The following is a 14,737-nucleotide window of genomic DNA, read 5'->3' as shown; positions in this document are numbered from 1 at the left end:
GGCATGCCCGGAGCGGGCGTCGCTTTCGCGCCGCAGCTGGGGCACTCGTCGGCTTTGGGATCGACCTCGGCCCCGCATTTGGGGCATTTCACGGGGCCTGCGTCTACCGTCGGTGGTCTGAAGCACATAGATGGATCTCCTTCTCTCGTATCTTTATCGGCAGGTCCGAAAGGACTCCGGACCGAATGCCCTGCAACGGCGCGCCGGAAGAGCCGGCGCGGCCCTCAGAGGCCCGCATACGCGTCGGAAGACGCGCCGGGATGCTCGCCCGCAGAAACGCGCGCCACCTCTTCGGCGAGCTCGGGGTCGTCGCGTTCGCTTCTGCGCATGACCCGATCCCGCGCGATGACGCGCTTCCTGAACACGAGGCTCAGCCCCGTGTAGAGTGCAACCGTCATCGGCGCGACGAGCAGAAACGGCACGGCGAGGTTCCCCGTCGCATAGAGTGTCCCCGCAACGAGCGTGACGATGACGATCGTCGCAACGCCTCGCCAGTTCACCGCTTCGATGTACTTGAGCGATACGATGCCGCGCGTACCTATCTTGAGCCCACCGCGCACGATGTAGTAATCGGTGATAAGCAGGAAGCACCACGACATCGTGAGGATGCTTCCGATGCCCATGAACGCGTTCACGCGATCGAGGATGTTGCCGAAGATGAACACCAGGCCTATCAGGTTGACGGCGATGACCGCCGTCGGCCATTTCAGCTTGATGCCGAACAGGCTGTCAAACAGATTCGATATGGCGTTGCTGCTGCTGATGGAGTTCGACGTCTCCACCTTGAGCTGCGAGAGGCAGATGATGACGAGCCCCACAAGCCCGAGCGACAAAACGAACGTGATGCCGGGGTTCGTAATGGCGGCATTCGCCGCAGCGACCTCGTCCAGCCCCTGCCCGAGAAAGTACTCGTAGGACACGTTGAATCCGTAGTAGGCCAGAAGCGCGCCGAACACGTAAGTGAGCACGGCGAAGACGCTTCCCACCACCGAAATGGCGGCCATATCGCGCTCTCTTTTCACGAACCTCGTGAAGTCCGACGAGAAGAGCGCCATCAGCCCCGACGTCATGATGCTGTAGTTCACCGCGTAGGCGAACCCCTCGAGCTGGCCCACGTGCGGAATGAGCACCCCATGCGTGAGCGCGTCGACCAGATGCCCGTCTTGGGCGATGCTGCCCGCCACGAACAAAAGCGCCAGAAACAGCAGGACCACGAACACCATGTTGAACCGGGCGATGAATTTCATGCCGAACAGCGACATCAGCACCCACGCGGCCGAGATGGCCAGGTACAGCAGGTGCTTCACGATCTCGTCTGTCCAGCCGAAGTAGTAGATGACCGCATTGCCGAGCTGCACGGTGCCGATCGCAAGCGTTCCCACCAAAAGGAATATCCAGATAAGCGAATCGAGCGCCGAACCCTTGGTGCCGAACACGTACAGGCGCGAGGTCACGTTGCTCGGCAGGCCCTCGCGAAGCGAGATGCGTCCGACAAAGAACGTCAAAAACACGCTTAAGCAGAACATGATGGCCGCAGCCCCCAGCCCGAAATAGCACCCGGCGTAGTACGCGACAATGCCGCCGCCCATGAGCTTGGTCAGGCTCGAGACGACGCCTGAGAGTATTGCCGCGACGCCCGTCCAGCCGAGCTTCTTGTCTTCGGGCACCTTTTCGAACAAGGACACCTGCTCGGTTGCAGAGCCCTTCCCTTCCGATGACTCCATACTGACTCAACCCCCTCTCGTGCGATGCAGGCGGCGTGATTGCCTCCACGGAATTCGCGCTGCCTGCATGCAAACAAAAGCGCAGATCGCGGGCCTTGCACCGCCACGCAAGGCCCGCGTGAAACACCTAGACGATGCCGATATTCGCCATGATGATCATGACCACCAGCGCGCAGAGGCCGGCGCCGATCGAAATGGCGGCGATGTGCTTGTAGGAGTTCTTGTGGTTCAATCCCATGGCGGCAAGCATGCCGAACATGGCGCCCGAGTTGGGCAGAGCACCGCCGATGGTGGCGGAAGTGGCGATGATCTTGGCCAACGCCGCCGGATCAACGCCAGTGGCCAGATACGGAGCAAGGAAGTTGGCCGAGATGATGCCGACCGCACCCGAACCGGACCCCATGACGCCGCCGAGCACTGCCGCCATCATAGCGGCCGAGACGTATGCGCCACCCGGCATGTTGAAGATGGCTTCGTAGATCGCCGTGAAGCCAACCGAAGCGGCGGCCACGGTACCGACGCCAACCGCAGCCGAAGTGAACAGCGCAGGCCCGAGCGAGTTCTTCGCACCCGTGCCCATAACGTCGCGCTGGCTTGCGATGTGCTTGTTGAATGCGATCATCGAGGCGATGACGGCGACGATCATGGCGATGTAGACGATGTTGGCAACCTGGAGCTGCGATCCCACGATAATGATGACGATGAGCAGGATGAGCGGAAGCAGGGCCACAAACAGATTCGGAAGGTTTTTCTCTTCCGCAACGACGCCGTCTTCCCCGGTCGCCTCGTATCCTTCGCCCTTGGCTTGAGCGCGCTTCAGCGCGAACTTGATGTACAGGCACGAAACCACAATGGCGATGAGCGAACCGACGATGCCCATGATGGGAGCAGCAGTCAGCGATACGCCGCATCCGTTTGCAGCGTTGATCCATGCGATGGCCGGAACACCGGGAATCATCGCCATCGTGAACGAGCAGGCCGCGAGCGACCACGCGGCGGCGAACAGGTGCCACGGGATGTTGCATTCCTTGAACAGAGGCCGCGCGAGCGGAATGAGCGCGAACATGGCCACGAACATCGAGATGCCCGCATAGGTAAGGATGGCCCCCACCGCCGCGATGCCCAGAAGCACCAGATACGGGCTTTTGGTGCCCACTTTGTTCATGATCGCCTGAGCGATCGCACGGGCCGCACCCGACTTGTCGATGTATTCGCCCAAGATGGCGGCGCCCATGAAAATAAGCAGGTTCTTCTGAACGAAGCCCGCCAGACCGGTCACGTACGACGATTCGTTGCCCACCATGGCCGCGCCGATATCCATGCCGTTGGTGAGCGCGATGATAATAGCGGTTACGATGGATGTGATGAGAACGTTCCAGCCCTTCATGGCTGCAACGACGAAGAACACGAGGCCGACGATGATGCCGACTACTCCTATCCACTCCATGAAACTCCCCTTTCGTTTTCCGCCTGCCAACAGACAGGCGTCCTGATTCGTCGGCGCCCCCGCGAAGATCCCGCGCAATGGGAATCCCGCATGGGCACCCGGTCCGTTTCCAAAACCGGCATTCGCAATCTGGCGGCAAAGCACCCTGCACGCTTTGGAAACGAATCCCCACGTCGGTTACGGCACCTCGCGCCGCAACCGTTCGCAAGCAAAACCGAGGCCGCGCGTTCGCCGATCGCACTGAAGGCAGATCGGCGAACGCCTTCGGCCCGCCCCGGCCCGAAGGCCGCAGCGATTTACGCCATATCGTTGCGGGTTGCCCTCATGAGCTCGGCCATGCTCTCGTGCTTCATGCGAAGCTCGCTGCGGCCGATGGTCCCGCTCTCGAATTCAGTCAGATCTTCCTTGCTTTCGAACATCGTCCCCAAATCGCCGCGTTGGCGGTTGAGCTCGATCGCGCGCTCCGCATCGAAGGGAACGAGCGGCTCCTTCTCGCGCTGGGGCCAGATGAGGTAGGCCGGCTCGGTGATCTCGGGAGACGGCATCCCCTCGCAGTAGCGGATGTCGGTGTATTTCTCGATAAGCTCGTCGAGCGGGCCGAAGTCGAACGCGCGCAGGGGGCACGACGCAGCGCACAGCGGCTGCAGGCCCTCTTCCAAGCGGTCGATGCACATGGTGCATTTGCTCATCTTCTCGCCCGGGTCGTCCGAAGCGAACTTCGGCGCCCCGTAGGGGCAGGCGTCGTAGCACTCGCGGCATCCGGTGCACTTGTCCTGATCGACGAGCACCGCCCCGTAAGTCTCCTCTTTGTAGATCGCGCCTTCGGGACATGCGGGAATGCACGTGGGCTTCTCGCAGTGAGCGCACGAGTACGCAAGCGGATGGATGCGTATGTTCGGAAACGTCCCCGTCTCCCACTCGTACACCGTAAGCCACTTCTCGGCGCCCGGATCGATGCCGTTCCAGTCTTTGCAGGCGATGCTGCATGCCTGGCACGCGTAGCAGCGGTTCTGATCGAAATGGAATCCGTACTGCGTCATTACAGGGCCTCCTTCTCTCCCAGCGCTTCGCGCGAGGCGATCGCCGTCGCCGCGCCGCGCATGCCCGAACGCTCGGCCTCGGGCCCGTAGCCCTCAACGTCGCCGTCGGCAACCTTCTCAACTTCGACGAGCCCCGCCGTAAGCAGCGTGCCCAGGATGTTGGGCAGATGCACGTCGTCGAGCAGGATGTTGGGCGCACCGCGCATATCCATGCCGTACGGGTTGAGCTCGGTCTTCTTGCCTCCGCCCTGGAACCACGCGCCATGGTGCACCGCGGCGGTGCCCGGCATCATGCGGTTCGTCACATACGCGGCAAGCTCCATCTCGCCCGTCTCGCTGTAAACGCGCACCACATCGCCGTCCTTGATTCCGCGCGCCTTCGCATCGACGCCCGAAATCCACACGCCATGGCGATAGCAGTCTTCGCGCAGAAGCGGGTTGTTATCGTTCGAGGAGTGCTGGCGGTATACCGAAACCGGCGTGACGAGAGACAGCGGGTATTCGCTGGCCTTCGGGTTGTAGAAGCCGTCGGCCGCCGCAGTCGCGATATCCCCCTCGACGTAGCTTGGCTCCCACACCGGCATCGGATCGAACTGACCGCGCCACTTGGTTTTGGTGAGATCGTTTTTCTTCACGAAGCTCGATACGAACTCGATCTTGCCCGACTCGGTCTGGAACGGATTGATGCCCGCCTCGAGGCAGCTCTTGTACGGGTAGTACGGCGTATCGATCGGTATGCGCACGACGGGATTGGCGACGAACTCGTCCCAGGGCTTGGGGTCGATTCCCAAACGTTTGAGAACGCCGGTCTTATCCTCTGCCCACTCCTCGTAGGCTTCTTTGTATATCTCGCGCTGCGCAGCCGTCCAATCTTCCCACTCTACGTCTACCATGCGCGGGTTGTACTGCTCGGCCACGCCGAGGCGTTTGGCGATCTGGGTCCACACCCATTCCTTCGAACGCACCTCGCCCGGATATTCGCAGCCGGCATCGCTGAACACGAAGTAGTTGCGCATGCCCGAAGGACCGCTCACGAAACGCTGATGGCCGTACATGTACTGGTCCATGCCCTCGAACTGCCATACGGGGCTCGGCAGCACGATGTCGCAGAATTCCATCGACGGCTGGTTCTTGTGCCACTGGAAGCCCCAGTTGAACTCGGTGGAAGCGAAGCCCTCCATGCGCTTGTTCATGTCGTGGTGGTTGTTCACGTAGTTGTTCTCGATGATGAGCATCTGAATATTGGGAAGCGGGCTGTCATCGGTCGGCGCGCCGATGCGATGGCGGAACTCCTCTTCGCTCATACGGCCTTCCCAGTAGTCCTTCTGGCAGGCAAGCGTTTCGGTAAGCTTGTTGTTGTTGCAGAGCACCGGGATCGTGTAGTCGGAAGGCGCCTGTTTGAAATCAGCGAACGGCGTGGGAATGCGGCCGGGAGTCGGCAGAGCCGAGCCGGTCTGGCAGCCACCGGGGCACGCGAGGTTGCCGGTCATCGTTTGCAGCAACATGGCCGCAGCGGCGCTGTACTCACCGAGGTGGCGCTTCGCGCAGGAGTAGAAGTACTGCAGATGGACCGGCTTGGTGGTGCCGTAGAGCCGAGCGAACTCGCGAATCGTCTCGGCGGGAACCGCGCAGATCGCCTCGGCCCACTCGGGTGTCTTCGCAATGCCGTCTTCCCCCCTCCCGAGGCAGTAGGCGCGCCACTCCTTGAAGCCTTCGGGTTCGACCCATTCCGCAACGTAGTCGTGATCGTAAAGATCCTCCTCGAAGAGCACCTGGGCCATAGCCAAAAGCATCGCGAGGTCGGTTCCCGGGCGAATCGGGATCCACTGGTCGGCGAGCACCTCGCAACTTGCCGTGTAGCGCGGATCGACGACGATGGTCTTGCAGCCGTATTCGTGCGCGAGCTGCATGTAGTACGACGTCGGACCGAACCAGTCGACGACCGGATCCATGCCCCACATGATGATGAGCTTGGAATTGAACACATCGGAAGCCTCGAAGCCCGGAAGCGCGGGGCTCGCACCGCTCACCATCGATTTGGTGAGGTCGAAGCCCAGATGGAAGTTCTCGCCAGCCGTATGGCCGGAGGTGGAATGGTCGCCCCAGAAGCCGAAACTCGCCGGCCACCACTTGGCAAGCGGGAAGCCGTTTTTGCTGAAGCTGCCGTACTGGGTATGGAAGATGCCGAATTCGCCGTACTTTTCCTTGATCTCGATCATCTTCTCCGCGATGGTGTCGAGAGCCTCCTCCCAGCCGATCTCGACGAAGTAGCCCTTGCCCGGACCCTTTTCGCCAATGCGCTTCATGGGATGGGTGAGACGCGTTTCCCCGTAGAGCTCTTCCTTCCATGCATGCCCCATCGAGCAAGGGCGCATCTGCACCATGCCGCGCCAGATGCTCTCCCATTCCACGTCCTCGCGGCACATGCCGGCGTTGATGCTGTCATCGGGCTCAATGGCGATGAGCTTGCCGTCCTTCTCGTGGCATTTCAGGATGCAGGCCGAATCCCAGCACCCGTTGTTCGGACACGAGGTGTAGAAGATGCGCTCGCCCTCCCTTGCCTTTTTCCGTGCGTCGATGATGTCTTGTTTATCCACCGATTCCTCCTCGTCTTGCGCCGCCCGAAGGCGGCTCGATTGCGGTGTCGGATCGCGGAGGCATCGATCATGCAGTGCGGGATCCCCATCGGTGCACTCCGGTTCTGACCATGGGGCAAAGAATACGGCGGCGCGGAACAATCGGAAACGTCACCTGCCGATTCGCCGTCGCAATCGATTTCAACCGCCGTAAGCTGAGCTTACATGCAGGCTTTGCTTACCGCGGCTGCATAGCGAACTTGACAGCGGATAGAGCTATGCGAAAGCACGGCGAATCGCCGCGTACGGCACTGCGCCCTCAGTCCGAAGGCCCGTGCGATGAGAACGCTCGGCTGCGTCGGACCCCGACTGCGCGATCCGCTACGCGACGCAGGCAGGAGCCGCCCGATGCCATCGGGCTGAAATCGAGGCGAATCGCTGCGCTCAGGCGTGCTTCCCGAAATAGCCGTCGGGAACGTTTTCTCTGATGAACTCCATAAACAAACGTGCCTGATCAGACATGATATGACCGGTATGCCACGTCAGATCGACCGGATAGCGCATGGGATCGGTGTCCACCTTGAACCAGATGAGGCCCGGCTCGTTACGATATCGCTCCGCAATGCATTCCGGAATGCTCGCCCACCCGAGCCCCGCTCGGGCGCCGTTCACCATGGCCTCGTGGGTATCGAACTGCGCCACCATATTGTGATCGGTCAGCGAGATGCCGTACCGCTCGCGAAAATGGCGGTTTCCCACCATATGACGGCCCGAATTCCATTCGTAGATGATCATGGGCCACTTGAGCAGCGTTTCGATCTTGACCGGCTGTGGCACGGAATTGTACGGCGGCTTGTCGGGAGCGCAGAACACCAAGCGCTTGTACCCGAGCGTCTCGCGCGACAGGCCGTCTTCGAGCGGCTGGTTTTCGAGGATGGCAAAATCGAGCTTGCCGGCTTTGAGCTTCGCCATGAGCTCGGGTTCGTAACCTGCGTCGAGATGAACGAGGGCTTCGGGGTGTTCATCGTGAAATTTTTTAACGAGACCCGGCAACAGAGCAACGCCGTCGTTGAAGCTCATACCCACTTCGATGGTGTTGTCGAAATGCTCGTCGACCGCAGCAAGCTCCGATGCAAGCGCGTTTTCGAGCGTCGATATCTTCTTCGCGAACTTCGTCACGATCTGGCCCGCCGCCGTGGGAACGACACCCGTGGAGGTACGCTCGTAGAGCTTCGTTCCGTAGCGCGCCTCGATGGCGGCGATTTTCTGCGAAAGACCGGGGCGCGACATGTACAACCGCTCCGCCGCTTGGGAGAGGCTCTTCGTCTCCGATATGACCATGAAGATTTCGATGTCGTCCAGAAGCACGCGGCAACCCCCTTGTTCGAACCGCTAGTGCGCAAGCATGCCTTTTGTGCTCGTTATTGTCAAGCGAGTCATACGTTTCGCCTCGAAACAACCCACACGTTAGCCGCACATGCCGAAAGCTTGCTTAGGCTTAGGAAGAATAGATGCCAACGGCTGCACATCGGGCACGGATGCCGAAGGCTCGCTCGGGAGGCATGGGCGCCGAAGGCTTGCCCGGAAGGCACGGGTGCCGAAGGCTTGCCCGGGAAGCGCCGTCATCGAAGGACTTTGCGAAAAGCGCGGCCGAGTGCCTCGCCCGCTCGAAGCGCCTCGCGGAGCAAGGGAAGCTCTTCCTTAGCTAAAATGCCGCTCTGAATGGCGGTCAAGGCAAGCTTCTGTCAAGAACATGCGCCGTTTCGGGCGTTTCGGGCAGCGCCTTCGCGATTCGGGTTTTCGCGACCTGCGCAAACGTCGGCAAGAGAGCGATCCGGACGCGGCGAGGCCGACGGAAGCTTGCCTTGACCGCCATTTTCGGGCCTGTTTTCGATAGGGATGATCTTATCAACCGCTGAAGGGCACCAAAGCTGTTCGAGAAAGGGAACGGAAACGACGGCCAACGCAAAGCCGCATGAGCGTTCGAGATGCTGATACGAGCTTCCGTTCTGCGGTTTTCGCCCGGTAACGCCCGGTAACGTACGTTCAACATCTTGGCACATTAACCGGTTTCGACGACGGTATGCAGTTACCTGCATGTATACTGGGTTAATCGCGTTCGCTCTGCATGGCGTTTATCGGAAATAGGTTATCGGGAATAGGGGGAAGAGGCACATGTCGTATCCGCACAGGCTCTACCTGTCGTTTCATTCATGCGGATACCGCATCATCCCCGAACCGGAAATCAGCGGTGCCCACACCGAAGCTCCCCATGCCGAAACCGCGCCCTGCGGCCCAGCGGACCCTGGCAAACCCGCCCCCCGGCGTATCAGCCGTTTCAACTGGACGGGCACCGCGCAGACAAGCAATCCGGCCCTCCTCACCCCCATCGAAGCATATCGCGAGCGAAGACGCGCCGGCAGACGCTACACGGCAGGGGCATTCGTCGTCTTGGCCGCTCTGATAGCCTTCGGTATCGGGACAATCGCGCTCGGCGTCTCCCAAAGCAATGCCAACGCCCTCGACGAATCGCACGTGTTCTCGGGATCGCTGCCGCTGCTTCCCTTCGACGAAGAAGTGAAAACGGCCAAAACCGCAACGAGCACGCCTCAGCAGGATTGGATGAAAGGCAAAGTGCCCAACCTGTACCAAAACGACCTGCAGTGGTCGGAGCGCGCTTACGCTTCTTCGACACTCGGCGCTTGCGGGCAGGCCCCTGTGAGCATGACGATGGCATACGTCGCGATCACTGGATCGAACGAAACGCTGCCGAACGATATCGCGAAGATAATCGAGAGCGAAGGATTCGCCTCGAAAGAAACGACCGACCCGGCGTTCGTCGCCGAAACGGCAAGCGCCCTCGGCCTGCAAGCAGCCGAGGTACCCGCTGACGAACCCAGTCTTCGCAAGCAGATCATCGCGGGAAACCCCGTGATATGCGTTGTCGGCCCCGGCGATTTCACCGATACGCAAAGCTTCATCGTGCTTTCGGGCATCGATATGGACAGCAAGCTCGTCGTGCACGACCCCGCAAGCGACTCTCGCAGCAGCAGAGGATGGAGCTTCGAGGATATCCTCGATCAATCCGAATCGCTCTGGGCGATATCCGCACCCGCCGCCGACGCGTAGATCCGCCAAAGGCGGGCATGCGAATGCCCTTCATCTCCGCATACCCGCATTCGCATGCCTTGGGCGCAATCTTCCGATTCCCCTTGCGCAGCGAACAAAGGCCAAACGCGCAAGCTCTGCGCCCCTCTCGGCTCTTTCGGGTGCAAGGAGCACGAGATATCGTCCCTCCCCCCCCCCGAAACGCCTCTTGAACAGACCGGCGCGCTCTCGCAGGGCAGACCTTGCTGCGATGGTACAATAGAACTTGGTCGCCTTAGGGCGGCTGAAGCTTGCCCCTGCCCGCTATCGCGAAAGACTACAGCATGATCTACGACAACGTCCTTGAAGCCATGGGCCGCACGCCCATGATCCGCCTCAATCATTTTTCCGAACAAAATGCCGCCCAAATATTGGTCAAGTACGAGGGCATCAACGTCGGTGGCTCCATTAAAACGAGAACCGCCTTCCAGATGCTCGCCGCCGCGGAAGCCCGCGGAGACATCGGACCAGGCACCATCATCGTGGAGCCCACCAGTGGAAACCAAGGCATCGGCCTCGCACTCGTATGCGCCGTCAAGGGCTATGCGGCAAAAATCATCATGCCCGATTCGGTGAGCGTCGAGCGGCGCAAACTCGTCCGCCACTACGGAGCCGAAGTCATCATCGTGCACGACGAGGGCGATATCGGCAAGTGCATCGCCGAATGCATCGCCACCGCCGAGCGCCTTGCCGCCGAAGACTCGCGCGTCTACATCCCCCAACAGTTCGAAAACGTCGATAACCTGCTTGCGCACAAGTACCACACCGCCCTCGAAATCCTCGAAGACGTCGAAGGGCCCATTCACGGTTTCTGCGCGGGCATCGGTACCGGAGGCACCATCTCGGGCATCGGCCAAGTGCTGAAGGCCCTCTATCCCAAGGTATCCATCTGGGCGGTCGAACCGGAAAACGCCGCGATCCTCTCGGGCGGCGGCATCGGAACCCATCTGCAGATGGGGATCGGCGACGGACTCATCCCCGATATCCTCGACCAAGACATCTACGACGACGTTTGCGTGATTTCCGACGAGGAGGCGCTTGAAACCGCACGCCTGCTCGCCCGCGAAGAAGGCCTCATGGTCGGTGTCTCGAGCGGAACGAACGTCGCCGCCGCACGCAGGCTCGCACGCAAACTCGGTGCGGGAAAAACCGTCGTGACCATCCTGCCCGACACCGGCGAGCGTTACTTCTCAACCGAGCTGTTCGACGAGTAGCGCCCGAGCGAAAAACGCGAGAATCGGACGAACCAGACCCCTTTGCCGAAGCCGGGCCAGCCAAGATGCAGAAACGAATCGGACGGCTCGTCTTCCAGCACCGCCGAAACAAGACAGCTGGCGTGGAAGCGCCTGCTCGGCGCAACGGGTTTATTCGGCGCTCACGCGCATATGCTGATAGGCAACCTGCACGCGAGCAGCATGGGCGTTTCGCGCGACCACTTCCGAAAGCGCGTCTTCCGGAAGCCGGTAGGTGTTGTTGTTCTCCGAAACGTGCATGGCGATGACGTGCTCAAGCTCGTCGCAAAGCAATCCTTCGAGCACGTCGGCCGATTGGACGTTTGAAAGATGACCGGCGTCCGAAGCGATACGCCGTTTCACCACATACGGATACGGGCCTTCGGCCAGCAGCTTTTCGTCATGGTTGCTCTCGATGGCGAGTATCCGGCACCGCTTCAGGTGAGCGAACGCAGCATCGGTCACAATACCCGTATCGGTCATGAATCCCAGAGCATCGCCAGCCGGACCCTCGATGCGAAACCCGTAGGACTCAACCGAATCGTGCGAAGTCGCAAACGGATGAACCAGCATGCCGCCAAGCGAGAGGGCGTCGGCATCGGTATAGGGGCGAATATCGGCCATGGCATCGAGTGCACGGATCTCGGAGCTCTTCGCGTGCACGCCCTCGCTTACAAATACCGCCGGCTCGAGGCCGAGCTTCGCCATGCCGCGCAATGCTACGCCGAGCCCCTTGGTATGATCGGTGTGCTCATGCGTGATGAGGATGCCTTCGATGTTCGCAAGGGAAACGCCCGCCTCCTCGCATCGGGAAAAGAAGTCGCGTTTGCATATGCCGCAATCGATGACGATGGCCTTGCCGGTCGCTCCATCGACGATGACCGAGGCGTTGCCGCCGCTCCCGCTCGCAAGCACGTGGATCGAAAGACGCGCCGCGCAATCGCCCTTCGCAGATTCGATCTCGCTGCATTCTTCGAAGCAGACGCCTCCGATGCGGGATGCGTTTCCCATGCTACATCCGCGCTACTATGCCGGTGATAAGACGCATGAAATCCCCTTCGCGCATTTTCGCGCAATCCATCACTTCCTCGCCGTTGGGCGACGCACCGCCCACACCGCCGACGGCTCCCACTCCCGCAGCCATGTTGGATACAAGCGAAATTCCGAGCACCTTCATGCCCAGATGGCGCGCCGCGATGACCTCTTCGCACACCGACATGGCAACCGTATCGGCTCCCCATGCGCGAAACGCCCGTATTTCCGCAGGTGTTTCAAAGCTCGGCCCCAGCAAACCGAGGTACACGCCTTCCTGTACCCGCACGCCGCCCTCGCGCGCCGACTCGTGCGCGATGGCGCGCAGCGCGGGGTCGAATGCATCGGTCATGCTGAAGAAGCGTTCAGCAAGCTCGGCCGCTGCCGGATCGGCGACGGGGTTGCGCCCCGTCATATTGATCTGGTCGGCCATGATGCAGAAATCACCTTCGCGATAGCTTTCGTTGATACCTCCCGCCGCATTGGTGGTGATGAGCTGCTCGATGCCGAGGCGAGCCATCGCCCACACGGGAAAGGCGACTTCCTGAGCAGAATTGCCCTCGTAGGCATGCAGACGCCCTTGCATGCACAGCACCTGTTTGCCTGCAAGCTCGCCGCAGACGAAACGCCCGACATGGCCCTCCGCCGTGCTTTTCTTCATATGGGGGACCTCTTCGAAGGGCACATGGATCGGATCGGCTATCCCGTCGGCAAGCGGATTCAACCCCGATCCCAATATGATGCCGATCTTCGGAGCGCGGCCGCACAAACGCTTTTCGATGCAGGCGGCCGCTTCGCAAAGGTTTTCTATGAGGTTTTCGGTGTCAGACATGCTGCAACTCCTCTCGCATCATTGCGCGACTGCGGACTTGTTCTTGGGCTCGTTCACGGTTCCGCTCACCGTCGCTCCTCATCTTCGTCGAACGGCTTGCGTGCCACCAGTATGCGGGGACGCCCCGCCAAATCCTCCACGACCTTCGCAGCGATGAAGCCCGCTTGCCGCGCGATGGCAGCCGCTTCGTCCAGGCACGTCTCATGCAGCTCGACCGCCATATAGGCACCGGGCTTGAGGGCGCGCACGGACCACGCGACGAGCGGTTTGAACAGATCGAGGCCGTCGGCTCCCCCGTCAAGGGCCAGCGAAGGCTCGAAATCGGATACCTCTTTCGGAATATCGGCAAGCACTGCGGTGGGAATGTAGGGCGGGTTCGAGATCACGAGGTCGAACGATCCGATGAGCTCGGCGGCAACGGACTCCCCAAGGCTGCATTCGATAACCTCTATGCGATCCGCCAGCCCGAGCAGCTCTGCGTTTTTGCGGGCAAGTGCGACGGCCTCGGGGGCGATGTCGGTTGCGATCACCCTGGTTTCCGGATGTTCGTAGGCAATCGAGCAGGCGATGCACCCCGTGCCCGTGCACAGATCGGCAACCAGGAGCTCAGGGGTTCCATCCAACCCGATGCTTCCAGCTTTCCGAGCCGCTCCATTTTCTTTGCCATCAGGCGCGACAAGCAGATCCTCTTCTACCGTCGATGCCGCACCGCCCGCCGTGCCATCTGCGGCTGCCTCGGATCTTTCAACCGCGCCCGCAGGGAGATCATCGGACGCAAGCGCATCGGCTGCGATGCGCTTCGGCGGTGCGGGCAGAACGGCAAGGCCCTCGCTGACCAAAACCTCGGTTTCGGGGCGCGGTATGAGCACGCCTGGTTCAACCTTAACGGAGATATGGCGAAACCCCACTTCCCCGGTGATGTATTGCAAAGGCTCGCCCGCACCGCGGCGCGCAACGTATTTGCGCAGAACCTCGCGCTCCTCCATGCTCAAAGGCTTATCGAAGTGCGCGTAGAGCTCGATGCGGGAAAGACCGGTCGCTTCGCTCAAGAGCCACTGCGACGACAGCCGTGGATTCTCGTCGCCTTTGCGCTCGAGGTATCCCACCGTCCATTCGAGCGCAGCTTGTATGGTCCAGGTATCGTTCATGATTCGATTGTAGCAAAAGGGCCGCTATCGACAAGGAAGAACCGCCACGCGCAGCTGCACGTTCGATCGGAGATCTCGGGAAAGCAGCTCAGGCATTCGCATCGTATGCGATCGTCGATCGCGCGTGCGAAGCCGCCGTATTCGACGATTCCCACCGATTTGCACGGATGGAAGTCCATGCCCTTGCGCGCCCGGGCAACCTGCACGCGACATTCCACGACGCGATAGACAAGAGCGCCGTCTTCCCATTTCGTTTCCGCTCTGCTTGAAAGGGTATTGAGCTTGAACGCGAGCGCCGCTTCAAGCCCGTCGAGGCCGGGTCGCTCGGCAAGCCCGAGGAAGCGCTTCAACCGGCGCGCCTCGCTTGCCGTGAACCGCGACCATGCCGCCACATCGTGATGCATGGCCGCATCCATGCCAAGTTCGCCCTCTATCGACTGAAACCACGTGCCGTCAAGGGCGATAAGGTTTTTCGAATACGCCTCGACGAGCTCGATAAGCTGATCTTTGGTGAGCGATTCCAGGGCTTCGCGTGCGCTCATGCGCATCTCCCGACCGC

Annotated in this window: 12 protein-coding genes; 2 read left to right on the top strand and 10 right to left on the bottom strand. The window is 60.9% G+C overall.

Features of this window, described 5'->3' with window-relative positions:
• The 6 genes from C1719_RS16355 to C1719_RS07325 all read right to left on the bottom strand — a co-directional run.
• A partial coding sequence (locus C1719_RS16355; protein ID WP_425439826.1) for a zinc-ribbon domain-containing protein occupies window positions 1-128 on the bottom strand: 128 nt, incomplete at its 3' end.
• A 96-nt stretch (window positions 129-224) separates the two neighbouring features.
• Window positions 225-1,724 carry a purine-cytosine permease family protein gene (locus C1719_RS07345; RefSeq protein WP_102374505.1) on the bottom strand — a complete coding sequence of 500 codons (1,500 nt, stop codon included), beginning with the start codon at window positions 1,722-1,724 and terminating at the stop codon, window positions 225-227.
• Between the two features lie 127 nt (window positions 1,725-1,851).
• Complete coding sequence (locus C1719_RS07340; RefSeq protein WP_102374504.1) at window positions 1,852-3,171, bottom strand: GntP family permease; 1,320 nt, start codon at window positions 3,169-3,171, stop codon at window positions 1,852-1,854.
• 296 nt (window positions 3,172-3,467) lie between these two features.
• Window positions 3,468-4,211 carry a 4Fe-4S dicluster domain-containing protein gene (locus C1719_RS07335; protein WP_102374503.1) on the bottom strand — a complete coding sequence of 248 codons (744 nt, stop codon included), beginning with the start codon at window positions 4,209-4,211 and terminating at the stop codon, window positions 3,468-3,470.
• On the bottom strand, window positions 4,211-6,808 hold the full coding sequence (locus C1719_RS07330; RefSeq protein WP_102374502.1) for a molybdopterin-containing oxidoreductase family protein: 2,598 nt from the start codon (window positions 6,806-6,808) through the stop codon (window positions 4,211-4,213). Before C1719_RS07330 ends, C1719_RS07335 begins: the two co-directional genes overlap by 1 nt.
• A 423-nt stretch (window positions 6,809-7,231) precedes the next feature.
• Window positions 7,232-8,155 (bottom strand): LysR family transcriptional regulator, encoded by a 924-nt coding sequence (locus tag C1719_RS07325; RefSeq protein ID WP_102374501.1) that lies wholly within the window; start codon window positions 8,153-8,155, stop codon window positions 7,232-7,234.
• A gap of 807 nt (window positions 8,156-8,962) precedes the next feature.
• Between C1719_RS07325 and C1719_RS07315 the strand changes: the two genes are divergently transcribed.
• Entirely contained in the window at window positions 8,963-9,916 is a 954-nt protein-coding gene (locus tag C1719_RS07315) for a C39 family peptidase (RefSeq protein ID WP_102374499.1), read from the top strand.
• 302 nt (window positions 9,917-10,218) lie between these two features.
• Complete coding sequence (locus C1719_RS07310) at window positions 10,219-11,148, top strand: PLP-dependent cysteine synthase family protein (RefSeq protein ID WP_102374498.1); 930 nt, start codon at window positions 10,219-10,221, stop codon at window positions 11,146-11,148.
• A gap of 150 nt (window positions 11,149-11,298) precedes the next feature.
• On the opposite strand, the gene C1719_RS07305 is transcribed toward C1719_RS07310, so the two are convergent.
• The 4 genes from C1719_RS07305 to C1719_RS07290 all read right to left on the bottom strand — a co-directional run bounded on the left by C1719_RS07305 (window position 11,299) and on the right by C1719_RS07290 (window position 14,720).
• On the bottom strand, window positions 11,299-12,177 hold the full coding sequence (locus C1719_RS07305; RefSeq protein WP_102374497.1) for an MBL fold metallo-hydrolase: 879 nt from the start codon (window positions 12,175-12,177) through the stop codon (window positions 11,299-11,301).
• Between the two features lies 1 nt (window position 12,178).
• Window positions 12,179-13,030 (bottom strand): purine-nucleoside phosphorylase, encoded by an 852-nt coding sequence (locus tag C1719_RS07300; protein ID WP_102374496.1) that lies wholly within the window; start codon window positions 13,028-13,030, stop codon window positions 12,179-12,181.
• 65 nt (window positions 13,031-13,095) lie between these two features.
• The gene (locus tag C1719_RS07295) at window positions 13,096-14,178 is read right to left on the bottom strand and encodes a N5-glutamine methyltransferase family protein (protein WP_102374495.1); all 1,083 of its coding nucleotides are present in this window, start codon (window positions 14,176-14,178) and stop codon (window positions 13,096-13,098) included.
• Window positions 14,175-14,720: a DUF6125 family protein gene (locus C1719_RS07290; RefSeq protein ID WP_102375974.1), complete on the bottom strand. Its 546-nt coding sequence runs from the start codon at window positions 14,718-14,720 to the stop codon at window positions 14,175-14,177. The genes C1719_RS07295 and C1719_RS07290 overlap by 4 nt, the downstream gene beginning before the upstream one ends.
• Between the last annotated feature and the right edge of the window lie 17 nt (window positions 14,721-14,737).

The sequence above is a fragment of the Raoultibacter massiliensis genome, from assembly GCF_900199545.1.
Classification (GTDB): domain Bacteria; phylum Actinomycetota; class Coriobacteriia; order Coriobacteriales; family Eggerthellaceae; genus Raoultibacter; species Raoultibacter massiliensis.
The sequence above is the reverse complement of the archived record's forward strand: the minus strand, read 5'-3'. Positions and strand labels throughout refer to the sequence as shown.

Bases quoted from the DNA above. Each gene is read 5' to 3' on its own strand.
- C1719_RS07345 (WP_102374505.1), bottom strand. From the start codon at position 1,724: ATGGAGTCATCGGAAGGGAAGGGCTCTGCAACCGAGCAGGTGTCCTTG.
- C1719_RS07340 (WP_102374504.1), bottom strand. From the start codon at position 3,171: ATGGAGTGGATAGGAGTAGTCGGCATCATCGTCGGCCTCGTGTTCTTC.
- C1719_RS07335 (WP_102374503.1), bottom strand. From the start codon at position 4,211: ATGACGCAGTACGGATTCCATTTCGATCAGAACCGCTGCTACGCGTGC.
- C1719_RS07315 (WP_102374499.1), top strand. From the start codon at position 8,963: ATGTCGTATCCGCACAGGCTCTACCTGTCGTTTCATTCATGCGGATAC.
- C1719_RS07310 (WP_102374498.1), top strand. From the start codon at position 10,219: ATGATCTACGACAACGTCCTTGAAGCCATGGGCCGCACGCCCATGATC.
- C1719_RS07305 (WP_102374497.1), bottom strand. From the start codon at position 12,177: ATGGGAAACGCATCCCGCATCGGAGGCGTCTGCTTCGAAGAATGCAGC.
- C1719_RS07300 (WP_102374496.1), bottom strand. From the start codon at position 13,030: ATGTCTGACACCGAAAACCTCATAGAAAACCTTTGCGAAGCGGCCGCC.
- C1719_RS07295 (WP_102374495.1), bottom strand. From the start codon at position 14,178: ATGAACGATACCTGGACCATACAAGCTGCGCTCGAATGGACGGTGGGA.
- C1719_RS07290 (WP_102375974.1), bottom strand. From the start codon at position 14,720: ATGAGCGCACGCGAAGCCCTGGAATCGCTCACCAAAGATCAGCTTATC.